15 protein-coding genes are annotated in these 16,572 nt (G+C 42.6%); 11 read left to right on the top strand and 4 right to left on the bottom strand.

The window, feature by feature from the left end; translation table 11 throughout:
* The first annotated feature begins 199 nt into the window (after nt 1–199).
* Genes L4B77_RS02705 through L4B77_RS02690 form a run of 4 tightly spaced genes read left to right on the top strand, consistent with a single transcriptional unit; the run spans nt 200 to nt 7,271 of the window.
* A complete protein-coding gene (locus tag L4B77_RS02705) occupies nt 200–1,768 on the top strand; it encodes a type I restriction-modification system subunit M (protein WP_429748313.1) in 1,569 nt (522 codons plus the stop codon).
* Between the two features lie 35 nt (nt 1,769–1,803).
* On the top strand, nt 1,804–2,967 hold the full coding sequence (locus L4B77_RS02700) for a restriction endonuclease subunit S (RefSeq protein WP_429748312.1): 1,164 nt from the start codon (nt 1,804–1,806) through the stop codon (nt 2,965–2,967).
* Between the two features lie 10 nt (nt 2,968–2,977).
* On the top strand, nt 2,978–4,162 hold the full coding sequence (locus L4B77_RS02695; RefSeq protein WP_429748311.1) for an AAA family ATPase: 1,185 nt from the start codon (nt 2,978–2,980) through the stop codon (nt 4,160–4,162).
* Nucleotides 4,155–7,271: a type I restriction endonuclease subunit R gene (locus L4B77_RS02690; RefSeq protein ID WP_429748310.1), complete on the top strand. Its 3,117-nt coding sequence runs from the start codon at nt 4,155–4,157 to the stop codon at nt 7,269–7,271. The genes L4B77_RS02695 and L4B77_RS02690 overlap by 8 nt, the downstream gene beginning before the upstream one ends.
* Before the next feature lie 72 nt (nt 7,272–7,343).
* Here the strand turns inward: L4B77_RS02690 and L4B77_RS02685 are convergent, their stop codons facing one another.
* Nucleotides 7,344–7,955 (bottom strand): hypothetical protein, encoded by a 612-nt coding sequence (locus L4B77_RS02685; protein ID WP_429748309.1) that lies wholly within the window; start codon nt 7,953–7,955, stop codon nt 7,344–7,346.
* 321 nt (nt 7,956–8,276) lie between these two features.
* On the opposite strand from L4B77_RS02685, the gene L4B77_RS02680 reads away from it, so the two are divergent.
* From L4B77_RS02680 to L4B77_RS02670, 3 genes are read left to right on the top strand one after another with little or no spacing between them, the layout of a single operon-like run.
* Complete coding sequence (locus L4B77_RS02680) at nt 8,277–8,933, top strand: recombinase family protein (protein ID WP_429748308.1); 657 nt, start codon at nt 8,277–8,279, stop codon at nt 8,931–8,933.
* On the top strand, nt 8,902–9,573 hold the full coding sequence (locus tag L4B77_RS02675) for a hypothetical protein (protein WP_429748307.1): 672 nt from the start codon (nt 8,902–8,904) through the stop codon (nt 9,571–9,573). The genes L4B77_RS02680 and L4B77_RS02675 overlap by 32 nt, the downstream gene beginning before the upstream one ends.
* A gap of 1 nt (nt 9,574) precedes the next feature.
* Nucleotides 9,575–9,736, top strand: a complete 162-nt coding sequence (locus L4B77_RS02670) for a hypothetical protein (RefSeq protein WP_429748306.1) — start codon at nt 9,575–9,577, stop codon at nt 9,734–9,736.
* Between the two features lie 205 nt (nt 9,737–9,941).
* Here the strand turns inward: L4B77_RS02670 and L4B77_RS02665 are convergent, their stop codons facing one another.
* Complete coding sequence (locus L4B77_RS02665) at nt 9,942–11,570, bottom strand: recombinase family protein (RefSeq protein WP_429748305.1); 1,629 nt, start codon at nt 11,568–11,570, stop codon at nt 9,942–9,944.
* 30 nt (nt 11,571–11,600) lie between these two features.
* Between L4B77_RS02665 and L4B77_RS02660 the strand changes: the two genes are divergently transcribed.
* From L4B77_RS02660 to L4B77_RS02645, 4 genes are all read left to right on the top strand, one after another.
* The gene (locus L4B77_RS02660) at nt 11,601–11,951 is read left to right on the top strand and encodes an ArsC family reductase (protein WP_429748304.1); all 351 of its coding nucleotides are present in this window, start codon (nt 11,601–11,603) and stop codon (nt 11,949–11,951) included.
* 97 nt (nt 11,952–12,048) lie between these two features.
* Nucleotides 12,049–13,185 carry a succinyl-diaminopimelate desuccinylase gene (dapE, locus tag L4B77_RS02655; RefSeq protein WP_261837840.1) on the top strand — a complete coding sequence of 379 codons (1,137 nt, stop codon included), beginning with the start codon at nt 12,049–12,051 and terminating at the stop codon, nt 13,183–13,185.
* Nucleotides 13,186–13,232: 47 nt separating this feature from the next.
* Nucleotides 13,233–13,907, top strand: coding sequence for a M15 family metallopeptidase (locus tag L4B77_RS02650; protein ID WP_429748303.1), 675 nt, complete (start codon nt 13,233–13,235; stop codon nt 13,905–13,907).
* 8 nt (nt 13,908–13,915) lie between these two features.
* Nucleotides 13,916–14,125, top strand: a complete 210-nt coding sequence (locus L4B77_RS02645) for a DUF2897 family protein (protein ID WP_261837842.1) — start codon at nt 13,916–13,918, stop codon at nt 14,123–14,125.
* Nucleotides 14,126–14,262: 137 nt separating this feature from the next.
* Here L4B77_RS02645 and bamC read toward each other — a convergent pair whose 3' ends face one another.
* Nucleotides 14,263–15,309, bottom strand: a complete 1,047-nt coding sequence (bamC, locus tag L4B77_RS02640) for an outer membrane protein assembly factor BamC (RefSeq protein ID WP_261837843.1) — start codon at nt 15,307–15,309, stop codon at nt 14,263–14,265.
* A gap of 48 nt (nt 15,310–15,357) precedes the next feature.
* A complete protein-coding gene (gene dapA, locus L4B77_RS02635) occupies nt 15,358–16,236 on the bottom strand; it encodes a 4-hydroxy-tetrahydrodipicolinate synthase (protein ID WP_261837844.1) in 879 nt (292 codons plus the stop codon).
* Between the last annotated feature and the right edge of the window lie 336 nt (nt 16,237–16,572).

Here is a 16,572-nt window from a genome sequence, read left to right as displayed (position 1 = left end):
ATGAGGATGACAAAACACAAAATAGCTCAACGTTACCGACAAAGATTGAACTAGACATTAAAACCAAACCATGATAGCGACTTAAAAGAAGCTCTACACTATAACAACGAGGAGTTAGCTTAGTTTTGCATTGCTAGTTATAATGCCAGCCATTATTGGCAAGTTGCCATACAGAACAAATTTAAGCAGGAAAATCACTATGACAAGCGCCCAACAACGAGCGGCTCTACAGCGCCAAATCTGGCAAATAGCTAACGATGTACGTGGTTCGGTAGACGGCTGGGATTTTAAACAGTATGTGTTAGGTACTCTTTTTTACCGCTTTATCAGTGAAAACTTTGCCAACTATATTGAAGGTGGTGACGATAGCGTAAATTACGCTAACTTGGGTGACGATATCATCACAGATGAGATCATCGATGACGCTGTAAAAACTAAAGGGTACTTTATCTACCCAAGCCAACTGTTCGTGAACGTCGCAGCTAAAGCTAGTAAGAATGATAACTTAAATACTGACTTAGCGAACATCTTCAAAGCAATTGAAAGTTCCGCTCACGGTTATCCATCAGAAGAAGATATCAAAGGGTTGTTTGCTGACTTTGACACCACCAGCAACCGTTTAGGTAACACCGTAAAAGACAAAAACAGTCGTCTTGCAGCAGTACTCAAAGGTGTTGCAGGACTCAACATTCATCAATTTGAAGAAAATGAAAACGACCTATTTGGTGATGCTTACGAGTTTTTGATCTCGAACTACGCTGCTAATGCAGGAAAATCGGGCGGTGAGTTCTTTACCCCACAAAATGTATCTAAACTTATCGCTCAGTTAGCAATGCATAAACAAACCAATGTTAATAAGATTTATGATCCAGCGGCGGGCTCAGGCTCTTTGCTACTGCAAGCAAAAAAGCACTTTGATAACCATATCATCGAAGAAGGTTTTTTCGGTCAAGAAATCAACCACACAACTTTTAACCTTGCGCGTATGAACATGTTTTTGCACAACATCAACTACGACAAGTTCAATATGCATTTAGGCAACACGCTGACCGAACCGCACTTTATTGATGACAAGCCCTTTGATGCCATCGTTTCTAATCCTCCTTACTCAGTTAAATGGATTGGTAGCGATGATCCAACACTGATTAATGATGATCGCTTTGCACCTGCTGGTGTACTGGCTCCGAAATCCAAAGCTGACTTTGCTTTTGTACTACATGCGCTCAACTACCTATCAAGCAAAGGTCGTGCGGCGATTGTTTGCTTCCCAGGTATTTTCTACCGTGGTGGTGCAGAAAAGAAAATCCGTCAGTACCTAGTCGATAACAACTACGTAGAAACTGTAATTTCACTTGCTCCCAATCTGTTCTTTGGTACAAGCATTGCGGTAAACATCATGGTCCTATCTAAAAGCAAGACGGATACGAACATCCAGTTTATAGATGCAAGTGGTGAAGACTTTTTCAAGAAAGGCACTAACAATAATCTACTGACTGATCAACATATTGAACAGATTATGGCGATGTTTGATAACAAGGCGGATATCGAGAACGTAGCTCAGTCAATTCCTTATGAAGTCATATCTAGCAAAGATAATGACTATAACCTTTCAGTAAATGCTTATGTTGAAGCTAAAGACACTAGCGAAAAAATTGAAATCACTCAGCTCAACAATGAAATTGCTACGACAGTTGCCCGTATTGATAGATTACGGACTGATATCGAAACCATTATAGCTAAGATTGAAGATGCGGAGAGTAAGGCATGAGCATGTTGAGCTATATGGTAAACCTTCTTGATGGTGTGGAAGTTGAATGGCTTCCTCTAGGACAAATAGGAGAAATAATACGTGGCAATGGGATGCAGAAAAAAGACTTCGTTGAAACAGGTTTCCCTGCTATCCACTATGGTCAAATTTATACCAAATATGGCTTATCAGCTGAAAAGACCTTTACTTTTGTGACTGACGAACTGGCAAACAAGCTAAAAATCGCGAAAAAGAATGATCTGTTATTAGCAACAACTTCTGAAAATGATGAGGATGTTGTGAAACCACTCGCCTGGCTTGGTGAGCAAGCAGCGATCTCTGGCGATATGATGTTGTTTAGGCATAAGCAAAACGTTAAGTATTTAGCTTATTTTTTCCAAACAGAAGAGTTCCAATCACAGAAAAAGCCGTACATTACAGGGGCAAAAGTTCGTAGAGTTTCAAAAGACAACTTAGCAAAAATACTTGTTCCAATCCCATGCCCAGAAGAGCCAGAAAAGTCGCTAGAGATCCAAGCCGAAGTTGTACGAATTTTGGATACATTTGCAGAGCTGATAACCGAGCTGATAACCGAACTTAGTGCACGTAAAAAGCAATACAACTACTATCGTGATCAATTATTGAGCTTTGAAGAAGGCGAAGTCGATTGGGAATGCTTAGGTAACCTAGCTAAAAATCTTGATTCAAAACGTAAACCCATTACTAGTGGTTTAAGAGAGCCCGGAGATATCCCATATTACGGAGCCTCTGGCATCGTTGATTACGTTAAAGATTACATTTTTGACGAAGACCTCCTATTAATTTCAGAAGATGGGGCAAACCTTCTGGCTAGAAATACACCAATTGCATTTAGCATCTCAGGTAAAACATGGGTAAACAACCATGCGCACGTACTTAAATTTAAAACCTATGCAGAGCGCAGGTTTGTTGAGTTCTACTTAAATAGCATCGACCTAACTCCATACATTTCTGGAGCTGCTCAACCTAAGCTCAATAAAAAGAATCTAAACAGCATACGCATACCTAACCCTTCACCAGAAGAAAAAGAGCGAATTGTAGCTATTTTGGATAAATTTCATGCTTTAACAAGTTCCATAAAGGACGGTCTACCGCGTGAAATCGAACTGCGTCAAAAGCAATATGAATACTACCGTGATTTGTTATTTAGCTTTCCAAACCAAGAAAAAATGACAGTTTAGGAATCTTAAAATGAGTGACTCTCTCAAAGAAGCTGCGAAGATACTTCGCGACAATAATAAAAAAACACAGCTCATTTACGCTTTTAATGGAAGTGGTAAAACTCGTTTATCACGAGCATTCAAAGAGTTGTTAGCGCCTCAACCTGATGCCCAGTCAGCCGATGAGGATACGTCAGAGCTAGCTCAAAAAAACATCCTCTATTACAACGCATTCACAGAGGATCTTTTTTATTGGGATAATGATTTGGCAAATGATGAGACACGAATCCTAAAAATTCATCCAAACGCTTTCACCAACTGGGTATTTAAAGAACAAGGTCAAGACCGCAACGTTATTTCACATTTTCAACGTTACACCAACTCAAAGCTTACGCCTCATTTTAATGAGGAATACACGTATTCTAACCCAGCTGGTGAGGAAGTAACTGTGCCTGCATTCTCGGAAGTGAAGTTTTCATTTGAGCGAGGAAACGCAGAACCCGAGAGTAATATTAAGATATCTAAAGGTGAAGAAAGCAACTTTGTTTGGAGTGTGTTTTACAGTCTTCTTGAACAAGTAATTGATGTACTTAATGTCAGAAATGTTGAAGACCGAGAAACTGACCAGTTTAATCAGATTAAATACATTTATATTGATGATCCTGTAAGCTCTCTTGATGAAAACCACCTGATGCAGCTTGCTGTCGATTTGGCAGCTCTAATTAAAAAAAGTACTTCGTCGGTAAAGTTTATAATTTCAACTCATGATACTACTTTTTATAACTTCCTTCACAATGAGGTGAACTCTAAATCCTGTTTTTTATTGGAAGCATCTGAGGACAAAACCGTTTCTTTAGTAGAGAAAAACGGTGACTCAAATACAAGCTTCTTCTATCACCTTGACCTAAAAAGACAGTTAGAGTTAGCAATCGAAAATGGCACTGTTGAAAGGCAGCATTTTGTCTTGATACGTAACCTCTATGAAAAAACGGCAAGCTTTTTAGGCTACCCTAAGTGGTCGAAACTCTTACCTGGCGATACCGAGCAGAACAGAGCTTCGTATTTAAACAGAATCATCCAATTTTCGAGTCATGATTCACTTGCAAACATGCGTGCTACGAATCTAAGACCAGAAGAAAAGCAAATTGTTAAATTTCTCCTGACTCATTTGGTAGAAAACTACAGTTACTGGCAACAGGAAGCTCAAAATGGCTGATTACAGAACCATCGCTGAATCAAAGAGTTTTATCATCCTAGACAAATACTCCAAAGAGTGGCAAATCAAAGAAAGCTACCAGAGTGAAGCCGATCTTGAGCGAGAGCTGGTTGCCGACCTACAAAGTCAAGGTTACGAGTACGTCGCTGAGCTCAATAATCCTGAAAAAATGCTAGCAAATGTACGACAGCAGCTAGAAGCTCTCAATAATGTCAACTTTCTAGATAGCGAATGGCGACGATTTGTCGAGCAATACCTAGATAACCCAAGCGATAATATTATCGACAAAACTCGTAAATTCCATGACGACTATATCTTCGATTTTGTGTTTGATGATGGGCATATTGAAAACATCTACCTCGTGGATAAACAAAATATCGCTCGTAATAAAGTACAAGTGATAAAACAGTTTGAACAAACAGGCAGCACTGCCAACCGCTACGACGTCACAATTTTGGTTAATGGTTTGCCATTAGTCCAAATTGAGCTTAAAAAGCGTGGTGTTGCTATTCGAGAAGCGTTTAACCAAGTGCATCGATATAGTAAAGAGAGCTTTAACGCCGACAACTCACTGTTTAAATATTTACAGCTTTTTGTTATTTCCAACGGCACTGATACTCGCTATTTTGCCAACACAACTAAACGTAATAAAAATAGCTTTGATTTCACCATGAACTGGGCGAAATCTGACAACACGTTAATCAAAGATCTCAAAGACTTCACGGCTACCTTCTTCCAAAAGAACACGCTGTTGGACGTGTTGTTGCACTACAGTGTGTTTGATGTCAGCGATACGCTGTTAGTGATGCGTCCATATCAGATAGCGGCTACAGAGCGTATTTTGTGGAAGATTAATGGTGCTTACCAAAACAAAGATTGGAGCAAGACAGAAAGCGGCGGCTATATTTGGCATACAACGGGTAGCGGTAAAACGCTAACTAGCTTCAAAGCAGCACGTTTAACCACTGAGTTAGATTATATCGACAAGGTGTTTTTCGTTGTTGACCGCAAAGATCTCGACTACCAAACAATGAAAGAGTATCAACGCTTCTCACCAGATAGTGTAAATGGCTCTGACAGCACCGCTGGGTTAAAGCGTAACTTGGACAAAGACGACAACAAAATCATCGTTACAACAATCCAGAAACTAAATAACCTCATAAAAGCGGAAGGTAGTCTATCTATCTACAGCAAACAGGTAGTCTTTATTTTTGATGAATGTCACCGTAGCCAGTTTGGTGAAGCACAAAAAAACATTAAGAAGAAGTTTAAAAAGTATTATCAGTTTGGCTTTACAGGCACACCAATCTTTCCTGAGAACGCTTTAGGAGCCGAGACAACCGCTAGCGTGTTTGGTCGTCAGTTACACTCCTACGTTATCACCGATGCCATCCGTGACGAGAAAGTACTTAAATTCAAAGTTGACTATAACGATGTTCGCCCACAGTTTAAGGACATTGAAACTGAAACTGATGAGAAGAAGCTTACCGCTCTGGACAAGAGGAAAGCCTTTTTGCATCCAGCTCGTATCCGTGAAATTTCGCAGTATATCCTCAATAACTACCGTCAGAAAACGCATCGCCTACAAGCTGGCGGTAAAGGCTTCAATGCCATGTTTGCTGTTAGTAGTGTTGATGCCGCTAAAGCTTATTACGAGAGCTTCAACAAACTACAAAGCAATAATGGTTTAAGCAATCCTCTGAAAGTCGCCACTATATTCTCTTTTTCTGCTAACGAAGAGCAAGACGCGATTGGTGATATTGAAGATGAAGGCTTTGATGTAACAGCGATGAACAGCAGTGCGAAGGAATTTTTAAGTGCTGCGATTGGCGACTATAACGCTAGCTTTAGAACTAATTTTGGCGTGGATAGCAAAGGCTTCCAAAACTACTACCGTGACCTAGCTCAACGAGTTAAAAACCAAGAAATCGATCTCTTGATTGTCGTGGGTATGTTCTTGACTGGCTTCGATGCTCCAACTCTTAACACCCTGTTTGTAGATAAGAACCTCCGTTACCACGGTTTGATGCAAGCTTATTCACGTACTAATCGTATCTTTGATGCGACTAAAACCTTTGGCAACATTGTTACCTTCCGTGATTTAGAACAACCAACTATCGACACAATAAAACTCTTTGGTGATTCTGAAGGCAATGAGAACATCAGAAATATTGTGCTTGAAAAGAGTTACCAAGAGTATATGGATGGCTTCAAAGATATCGTAACCGGAGAGGCTCGTCGTGGCTACAATCAGGTTGTTATGGAGCTAAAGGAACGCTTCCCTGATCCATCTGTGATTGAAACCGAGAAAGATAAAAAAGCCTTTGCGAAACTTTTTGGTGAATATCTTCGTATCGAGAATGTCTTGCAAAACTACGATGAGTTTGCCTCACTTAAAGCGCTACAAAGTGTCGATATGGAAGATGCTGAAGCGGTTGAAGCATTCAAGGAGAAATACTATGTCAATGACGATGATATTGCCTCAATGCAATCGTTCGACGTTCCATCAGAACGCATAATTCAAGACTATCGCTCGACCTACAACGATACACGTGATTGGCTACGTCGACAAAAAGACAGCAAAGATAAAGACAAGTCGACCATTGATTGGGATGACGTAGTATTTGAGGTTGATTTGCTTAAGTCACAAGAGATTAACCTTGATTACATCCTCGGGCTGATTTTCGAACACAACAAGAAGCGTAAAGGCAAAGCTGAGTTGATCGAAGAAGTCCGTCGCTTAATTCGAGCCAGCCTTGGCAACCGTGCAAAAGAAAGCTTGATTGTCGATTTTATCAACCAAACCAACTTGGATGATATTGGTGACAAAGCCAGCATTATCGACGCTTTCTTTAAGTTTGCGCAGGCAGAACTGAAACGTGAAGCTGAAGATCTAATCAACAGTGAAAAGCTGAATGAAGATGCCGCCAAGCGCTATATTGCAGCATCGCTAAAGCGTGAGTATGCAAGTGAGAACGGTACCGAGCTCAACGCGACTTTACCTAAGATGAGCCCTTTAAACCCGCAATACAAAACTAAGAAGCAAAGCGTTTTTCAAAAAATCGTCGCCTTTGTTGAGAAGTTTAAAGGAGTTGGTGGAAGTATATAGTCTTCGAGTCGCTTCATCATGTGCCAGCTATGGTGCTGGCACATATTTGAACATCACACTAATAAAGAAACATCACAAATTCAGAAAGTGGACATCGAACTTAAGGTGGTTTCCATCAAACTTCTGAGTTATAGCGAATTGATACCCTCCAAACTCTCCTCGGATAAAGCTCCCCGAGAAATCAAACTCTGCTTTGCCGTCAACAACAAACCGCCCATGTTTAAACCACAACTCACTCCCTACTAAATTCTCGATTAAACCCTCAATTTGTTCTTTATCAGGTAATGGCAGGTAACCCCCATCATCCATAGCGCAAATCTGAAGCAACTCAACATGCTTGATACAATCGTTTGAGCACCAATCGTCAACCCGTGAATTCATAAAAGCTAGCCTTGAATGAAACTCTTCAAGACATTGCTTCGGCGAGATACTTACATCATGTGTCGGGTAATCCGGAGTTCTAGACCAGAATTGGTCACTGGAGTTGAAAACAAAAATACCCTCCTCACCACGAACAAGTGAAATTTCACCTCTTGCACTCAGCATCATAAAACCTTGATGTCCATTCACTACAAAGCTCGCACAATCCTCATATCTTTCAATATCCGTCAAACTCATAGAGTCAAATTGCCCATGTAGTGAAGCAAAAATCATCGAGTTAGTTACTGTGTCTGTATTCATCATAAGTCGCACCTTATCAATTAACATCATTCGGTATTGAATGACTGGGGCGCATATTAAGAACTTACAGCACATACAAATAGTTCAACTCTACCTAGCAAGATTGAGCTTGTTTTTTAACTAGGTTGATGTTATGGGTCAATTTTCCTTCCCGATATTGGTATAAGAAATATGATGGGAAGATTAGCTTTTCGCCTATCACTTTAGTCAACTTTGGGTATACCTCTACCGAACCGCTAGCATCGGTAAAGTTTAGCCCTCAAACCCCACCCAAAACTTACCAGTACAGTAATTAAACCCTAACTTTACCGAAGGATATCGCCTATGGGATTTATCCGTGCTTACTTGCGTGTCAGCACCGTCGGTCAAGACGTCATGCGCGCTAAAAACCAAATAGAAGAGTTCGCCCAGCAGCACGATCAACTCATCGCTGCCTACTACTTTGAAAAGTTCACAGGAACATCACTAAGCCGTCCAGAATTAAATCGACTGCTTGAAGACGCACAGCAAGGCGACATTATCTTAATCGAGTCAGTAGACAGAATCAGCCGCCTGAAAAGCAGCGATTGGCAACAACTCAAAAATCTTATCGAGTCCAAAGGTGTCAGCGTTGTGGCTTTAGACCTCCCCACCAGCCATGTTGCTCTCAAACAACAAGATAATAGCGATGACTTCATTCAAGCTGTTCTCAAAGCTGTTAACGGAATGCTGCTTGATATTCTTGCTGCAACTGCTCGAAAAGACTACGACCTAAGGAGAAAAAGGACACTAGAGGGAATTGCAAAAGCGAAAGAAGAGGAGCCAGCGAAATACCAAGGTCGAAAACGCAATGAAGTTCTCTGGAGCTCCATTAAGAAGCTATTAGAAACATCACACACCTATACCGCCATTCAAGCCATTACAGGCGCAAGTCGAACGACCATTGCCGCCGTCGCCAAAGAGTTAAAACATGAAACCCATCCACATCAAGCGAGTCATTGACTTTATTCACCGCTACCACCCAGAGCACACAGGCAAAGAGCTACAAGCACTCCTAGAAGCTGAACCTGAGCAATTTGTCTATCTGCTCAACGAAGCTATTGAGCGAGCAGGTAGTACGCCTAAGTGCGCAATCAAGTTCATCAAAGAGATTCAAAAAATCATCCAACAAACCACCAATCAAGAGAATAAAACCATGAATAAAGAAATCAAACCATCATTCACCATGCGACTTGTCGCCGCTGCTAAGAACGTTTGGGGCAAAGTGTCTCAGTTCTTTACCACCAACGCGAAAAAAGCAGCATTAACCGGCTCAGCTTTAGCTATCGCTGTAGTCGCATTCTTTGCCACAAATAACACGGCTTTGATTGCCCTTCTTGCAACCGTAAAAAGCCAAGGCATCATTACTTCATTGAAAGCACTTTGGGGGAAAGCAACTGGCCTTGTGAATGCTGGTAAACACTTTGTCAAAGAGAACCTTGAACTAGCGTGGATGTTTGCACAGTTAGCCATTCAAGCGGTGTTAGAGAAAGCTATCGCTCTTAAGAATTTTTTGGTGGCGCGCGTTAAGCAAGGCTGGAAGTGGGTGATGAGTCTATTCAAACCAGAGTTAGAGGAAGAACACCAGTATCAGGCTGCATAATATGAGATTACTCGCTTGGCTAGAAGTGGCGCTAGAACAACTAGCGCCCAATGTATCACGCATTGCAGGCATGGTCGCCAGCATTGCTAGCGTCATGGCTAGCCTATCTTGGCTAGTTGCTCAAGCATTGTATGTGATTCAAAAACACCGAGGGATCGCCTGAATTACCTCGTTCATCATTGGCAGCGGATAGGCACCATATCGACTCCCGATATCTGATTGCGTATGACCGGTTATCGCATTTTGTGTATCTAAGCGAACGTTTCGCTGCCTACATCCAGTAATAAAGGTATGCTCAGTATATGGTGTAACTGAGAGCATTTTCTAGAGTATAGGATGAAACCTACGACTTCAAATCTCACTTAGTTCTACTGTACTGGCATGAATGAAAGAATATCTTCAGTTTCAACAACGATAAACTCAAGTGGCTTTTTACTGGTTGTTCTACCTAAATAAGTTGGCACATCATCAACATGTAACTCATAGACCTCTGAACCAGTGCCATGAGCACCTTTAAGTTTGGTGAAATGCTGCTCCATAACTGGCCTGTCACTGATAAAATAAACCAACGCTGAACCCTTTTTATGTGGATGCTCAATCATTTCAATTCTATCAATCACTGTACGTAGTTTTGAGTTGAAGGCTCTACGGTCATCAATCGACTCTAGGGGCTCAAGCCCTAAAACTATCTGCTCTCGGCTTTGTTGAGTTGAAACTCGTCGCTGCTCTGCACTCAATAGAACCTTGGCATCAGCAAGCTGTAACTCAGCTTCCTGTAACCTTTCAGCAATTCGAGGTGTGAAAGCGTTGTCTAACAATGACTCTAAACTGGAAATTTTGTCACTCAACGCTCGAATATCAAGCTCTAACGAAGCCGTTTCATCATTGATTGGTGAGCGGTACTTCTCGATAACCGATTGTAGAGAACTCAAGGCACTCAACACTTGTGGTTCGGTGTACTTGTAGTTCATCCGAGCTTTAGATTCACATCTCATCGTGCATTTTAGGTAGCCTTGAGGCGTTTTTGAAGTCTGGCTGCTCGTTACCACGGCAGCACCACATTCACCGCAACGGATTAAACCAGTAAATAAGTTGGTAAATTGCCCCACTCGATTACCTGAGCCACGCTTATTACGCAAGTCCATACCTTGTTGGACAGCTAGAAAAAGCGGCTTGGACACAATTGTAGGATAGTAACTTGCTATCGGTTCACCAATTGGCACTCTCTTACCTTGCGAATTCTTTTGATAAAATTGGAACTCACCAATAACTGCTCTGTTTCTTAGTAGTTTTGATACACCGCTAGAACGCCACTCCTTATTGTTTTTTAATGTCCGACAACCTTCCGCATTCAACGTCCTTGCAATAATTTCTATACCAGAACCACCAGCAGACAACTCAAACACACGCTGAATTGTCACCTTTGCAGATTGGTTAATGACAAAGTCCGTTTTATCCTCATTCCAGCTCAACCAATCAGGTAATCTTGAGTTCTTGGCTTTTGTTCCATTCAAAGCATCAAGGCGAGCTTTGCTCCAAGCCGCAGAGGTTCGTTGAGATTTCATTTCCGACTCGTTGTTCGCTCGGCTCATAATCAAAATCGACATGAGCAATTCCATATCGTTATCACTATCAGGGGAGTAGACCCTATTATCCGATAGCGTTACAACCGTAATCCCTCTATCAATAATCGATAAGAAAAGTCGCAATGCTTTTCTAACTTTATCTCGAGATAAACGGTCTAATGATTCAACCAGCAAGTAACAATCAGAAGCAATGTCACCATTATCAACAAGGCGCAAAAACTCACCTAGTTCACCTTCTGTTGCATTTGCGCCTCTAAAGGCACTCACACCAAAATCGCTAATAGATACATCTTGCAAATCAAGTTCATACTTATCTGCATAAGCTCTAGCAAGCTCTGTCTGCCTTCTAATGGAATCGCCATCTGCTTGTCGGCTTGAGCTAAAACGAATGTAACTGTAAGCTGTCTTCATATTTTTACTCCACTAAATGGATGTACCCGAATGACTATTATTATGTACGGAACCCCTGCAAATTGCGACACCATAAAAAAAGCAAAGAAATGGCTCGAAGCTGAAGGTATTGAATTCGAATTTCACGATTATCGCAAACAAGGCATTACTGAAGCGTTGGTCACGACCTTCTGTTCAGAGCTTGGTTGGGAGCTTGTGCTCAACAAACGTGGAACAACGTATCGTCAGCTTTCTCAAGAACAAAAAGAGACGTTAACGGAAGAAAAAGCGGTGGCTCTGCTCGTTGAACAACCAGCAATGATTAAGCGCCCGATATTAAAAGTAGATGGCACACTTCACATTGGTTTTAAAGCTGACCAGTACGCCGCTATTTTTGCTTAGAGCACGGTATTTACCTAAAAACACTCGGACGTTGAACGCCGATTCAACGCCCTAGAAATTAATGACTAGATGTTTTATTTAAACAAGGAATTCAAGGATGACAGATAGCCCAACTTTGGCTCTCGCAAAAGACCTCATTAGCCGTCAATCAGTAACACCTGAAGATGCTGGCTGCCAAGAATTAATGATTGAACGCTTAAAAGCACTCGGCTTTGAGATCGAAGTGATGGTATTTGAAGATACAACGAACTTTTGGGCTCGCCGTGGGACTGAAGCGCCTCTGTTTGCTTTTGCCGGTCACACTGATGTTGTGCCTGCTGGCCCATTAGAGCAGTGGCACACCAAGCCATTTGAGCCGACCATCGTCGACGGTTTCCTATATGGCCGTGGGGCTGCGGATATGAAAGGCTCTCTGGCTTCAATGATTATTGCGGTAGAACAATTCATTGCCAAACACCCAGACCATACAGGCTCAATCGGTTTCCTTATCACATCGGATGAAGAAGGCCCCTTCATCAACGGCACTGTACGTGTGGTTGAAGCGCTGATGGCCCGTGGTGAGAACATCGATATGTGCATAGTAGGTGAACCATCAAGCACTGAGTTTGTGGGGGATATTGTGAAGAACGGTCGTCGTGGTTCTATCACCGGCGATCTCACAATTAAAGGCACGCAAGGTCATGTTGCTTACCCTCACCTAGCGAATAACCCGGTGCACAGCTCTCTGCTTGCGATCCACGAACTGGCAACCACGGAGTGGGATAAAGGCAATGATTACTTCCCGCCTACCAGCTTCCAGATCCCCAATGTGAGTGCTGGCACTGGTGCGTCAAACGTGATTCCTGGTGAATTTAATGTGCAATTTAACCTGCGTTTTAGCACAGAGTTAAATAACGACATCATCGTTGAACGCATCACAACAATACTCGACAAATACGATTTCGAGTATGACCTAAAATGGACATTCAATGGCGACCCATTCTTAACCGACGCAGGATCGCTACTTGATGCGATTGTTGATGCTGTAGGTGATGTTAATGATGTTAAACCAGCGCTACTGACTACCGGCGGTACATCTGACGGACGCTTTATTGCACGCATGAAAGGGCAAGTCGTCGAACTCGGCCCCGTGAATGCGACCATTCATAAAGTTAACGAGTGCGTGAAAGTCGCTGACCTAGAGAAGCTAACTGACATGTACGAAAAAACACTTAAAAACTTATTCGCTAAATAGTTTGCTACCTAAGCGACACATAACGACCAATAACTGAGAGACTCGCTATGACACCAGAGCAGCTTACCGGACAATCAGATTCTCACTTGAAGCCGACCCTCATTGGCACTAAGACATTTATGGTTCACAGTGAGGTCAGAGAGGATTTAAAGCATTTGATTGAAGCTGCTCAACTCGCTGGTTTTAAAATGGAGATTGCCAGTGGTTTTCGCGACTATGAAAGGCAAACTCTGATTTGGAACCGTAAGTTTTCTGGTAAAGTTCCAATATTAGATTCAGAAAGCCAGCCTCTTGATGCTTCCACTCTCAGTGAGCATCAGAAGTTGTCGGCCATCTTGAGATGGTCAGCCCTTCCTGGAGCGAGTCGTCATCATTGGGGGTGCGACTTTGATGTTTTTGCTCGTAACCAATTACCTGAAGGCACACAACTGCAATTGGAACCATGGGAATACCTAACCGGTCACCAGCAAGCGTTTTACCAATGGCTTGCCACCCATGCCGATCAGTTTGGTTTTTTCTTTCCTTACAGCCAAGACCTTGGTGGTGTGGCAGTGGAACCCTGGCATATTAGCCACCGTAAGGTCTCTCAGTCATGCTTATCACAGTTATCTCCGACTTTACTTGGCAAGCAACTCCAATCTAAGCCAATATTAGGATATAAGGTAATCATGGAGCGACTAGATGAAATCTATACGCGTTTCGTCGCCAATATCAGTCAGTAGGAGCACTTATGTTAGAGTGGCTTTTTAACCCTTGGGTTATCATCATCATCGTTGTTAGTGTTGTCGTGGGCAACATTGCCGCTCTCAAACAGACCGCAAATATGGATCTGACTGGTCGCAGCAAAGCCAAGAAAGACTTAGACAAGCTCAATCGCTTAGCTAAACTCAACCAAGAGAAGGCTCAAGAAGATGACTCTACGGACAATAAAAACGTTTAGTTTTGTCCGTTTGCCCCAAACTTAATCACTGAATAAGCCATGAATAAAAAAGAGGACACGATGTGTCCTCTTTTTTTATTCGTTTTCAGATAAACACCGCACTGATATCACTCGGCTCTGAAACTGATTCAACGTTATTACTCAGCTTCCGCTTCTTTGACATCTTTCGTTTGGTCTGCAATGTGCGCCAAGATAGGAACCATGGACTTAAGCAACGCTTCTTCCACTGGCTTACCCGCTGCATTCGTGACGTTAATTGACGTGCGATTGCCAAGATCACCAAACAAGAAGGTGTAAGTACCTGAGGCTAAATCAATAGGTTGTAAACCAATATCTTCCCAAAACTCATCGTCTGGTGCCGCGTACTTAGCTTTCACCGTACCTTGGGATTGATTGCGCTCTTCGATCTCAAAGCCCATCTTTGGTAGCAAAGTCGGTAAACGCTGCCACAACATATTGTATGGTGTGCGAGCAATGATCACCGGGAAGCCACTGCGGTCTGCACCCATTGATATTGGAATGCGTTTCACCAACTCTTGTGCTTTTAATGTCGCTTCAGCACGAAGGTTTTCATCGTACTTCGCCATCACTAGGTTGGTTAGGAACGCGTTATAACGTTCTTTATTGGTTGCCGAAACGGGTTTTTCGTCTGAACCTTCGCGCCAATCAATCAGGTTAATTTTAAAACCATAACGGTTGTTTGCTTGGAAACGAGAGATAGAGTAGCGGCTGCCAATCTCTACTTCTTCATCTTCAGGAACCCAAGTCACCCAATCGGTCTCAATCTCGTTTTCTGATTGCGTACGAATGCCAATACCACGCTGAGCTAACATGTCTACAGCCGTTTGCCACACGCGATCAGCTTCTTCAGCACGAAGAAGCCACAAGGTCACTTCACCATTTTGACGCTCAGCACGAGCCCCAGGGATCAGTTCAAGAACCTGTTGAGGAGGGCGAATATCCACTTCACGACCGATGCCACCGCTAAACTCACCACTTGGAACGTCAAAGTTAGGGTAAAACTGAGGTTGGGCCTCTTCGGGCAATTGCCATTGTGAAAACTCAGGTGTTTCTAAGTATTCGAAATCATCTTTGGCTTGGCGACGTTGAGTCGGGCTGCCAGAACATGCAGTAAGAACGAAAACAGCCAGTGACCCAATCACTAGCTGGTGAGAATACTTCATTTATGCTCCTAAATGCCGAAGGTTCGCTTCGGCATTACTTCATACGTTTTAGTAAATGCACGCTTCTGTCATTGCTTGAGCAACAACAGGCTGAGCGGATTCTGACAGTTCAGTCAGCGGTAGACGTAAGCCACCTTCCGCAATCAGTCCCATTTTATGAACCGCCCATTTTACGGGAATAGGATTAGACTCCACGAATAAGTTCTTGTGTAGCGGCTTCAAACGTTCATTGATCGCTTCAGCTTCTTCGAACTTACCTTCTTTTGCGAGTTTGAACATGGTTGCCATATCAGCGGCTGCAACATTATTGGTGACAGAAATCACACCATCGCCACCACGCTTAACAAACTCTAAGCCAGTTAAGTCATCACCACTGAGTAAGATAAAATCTTTGCCACAAAGTTCACGGTGAATTGCAATTCTGTCGAGATCACCCGTCGCATCTTTGAGTGCAACGATATTTTCAATTTGAGCAAGGCGAGCAACCGTTTCAGGTAACAAGTCAACAGAGGTACGGCCCGGCACATTATACAAAATTTGTGGTACATCACTCACTTCAGCAATCGCTTTGTAGTGCTGATACAGTCCTTCCTGAGTCGGCTTGTTGTAGTAAGGCGTCACACTCAGGCAACCGGCAATACCAGAACCATTTAATAAACGGCTGAACAGCACTGACTCGTGAGTTGCATTCGCGCCGGTACCTGCAATAACAGGGATACGACCATCGGCAAATTCAACGACCTTATTGACCACTTTGACATGCTCTTCAATCGTGAGTGTTGAAGACTCACCCGTTGTGCCAACCGCAACCAGACCATCGCTACCTGCAGCAACATGGTGATCAACTAACTTTTTAAGGCTGTCGAAGTCCACTTCACCATCTGAGTTAAATGGCGTAACTAGCGCAACAATACTTCCTGAAAACATGTCTATCTCCCTTAATTTATTCTTTTTGCATGTTACTGTAAGCCAATCAATAAACACAAGACATTAAAGCGGCTTACCGGCAACATCAGTATTAAATATTGTCGTATGTTTGAGGTAAAACAACTCAGAACGGTGTTCTACACTAAATTTGGGTAACCTACGCTCAGTTTAACGGATGCAACCTCTCAGGATGTCAATACTAAGTAAGCTGTTGCCTCATCCCACGGTCTCACTTTTAACCCTCTCGCTATTCCTATCATTTGTTGTACGTTAGAGGCTAGTGTCTTATAAAAAGCCCTGCTCAGACGCTTATTCCTCTGGCTAACTGTGCTACCA

The sequence above is a fragment of the Vibrio minamisatsumaniensis genome (genome assembly GCF_050337445.1).
Classification (GTDB): domain Bacteria; phylum Pseudomonadota; class Gammaproteobacteria; order Enterobacterales; family Vibrionaceae; genus Vibrio; species Vibrio artabrorum.
Note: the sequence above shows the minus strand (reverse complement) of the source record. Positions and strands in the feature narration are given on the sequence as shown.

Excerpts from the sequence above, each read along its gene's own strand:
- L4B77_RS02660 (WP_429748304.1), top strand. The coding sequence starts at position 11,601 with ATGACTATTATTATGTACGGAACCCCTGCAAATTGCGACACCATAAAA.
- dapA (WP_261837844.1), bottom strand. The coding sequence starts at position 16,236 with ATGTTTTCAGGAAGTATTGTTGCGCTAGTTACGCCATTTAACTCAGAT.
- L4B77_RS02680 (WP_429748308.1), top strand. The coding sequence starts at position 8,277 with ATGGGATTTATCCGTGCTTACTTGCGTGTCAGCACCGTCGGTCAAGAC.
- L4B77_RS02685 (WP_429748309.1), bottom strand. The coding sequence starts at position 7,955 with ATGATGAATACAGACACAGTAACTAACTCGATGATTTTTGCTTCACTA.
- L4B77_RS02670 (WP_429748306.1), top strand. The coding sequence starts at position 9,575 with ATGAGATTACTCGCTTGGCTAGAAGTGGCGCTAGAACAACTAGCGCCC.
- L4B77_RS02645 (WP_261837842.1), top strand. The coding sequence starts at position 13,916 with ATGTTAGAGTGGCTTTTTAACCCTTGGGTTATCATCATCATCGTTGTT.
- L4B77_RS02695 (WP_429748311.1), top strand. The coding sequence starts at position 2,978 with ATGAGTGACTCTCTCAAAGAAGCTGCGAAGATACTTCGCGACAATAAT.
- L4B77_RS02705 (WP_429748313.1), top strand. The coding sequence starts at position 200 with ATGACAAGCGCCCAACAACGAGCGGCTCTACAGCGCCAAATCTGGCAA.
- L4B77_RS02650 (WP_429748303.1), top strand. The coding sequence starts at position 13,233 with ATGACACCAGAGCAGCTTACCGGACAATCAGATTCTCACTTGAAGCCG.
- L4B77_RS02675 (WP_429748307.1), top strand. The coding sequence starts at position 8,902 with ATGAAACCCATCCACATCAAGCGAGTCATTGACTTTATTCACCGCTAC.
- L4B77_RS02690 (WP_429748310.1), top strand. The coding sequence starts at position 4,155 with ATGGCTGATTACAGAACCATCGCTGAATCAAAGAGTTTTATCATCCTA.
- L4B77_RS02665 (WP_429748305.1), bottom strand. The coding sequence starts at position 11,570 with ATGAAGACAGCTTACAGTTACATTCGTTTTAGCTCAAGCCGACAAGCA.
- dapE (WP_261837840.1), top strand. The coding sequence starts at position 12,049 with ATGACAGATAGCCCAACTTTGGCTCTCGCAAAAGACCTCATTAGCCGT.
- bamC (WP_261837843.1), bottom strand. The coding sequence starts at position 15,309 with ATGAAGTATTCTCACCAGCTAGTGATTGGGTCACTGGCTGTTTTCGTT.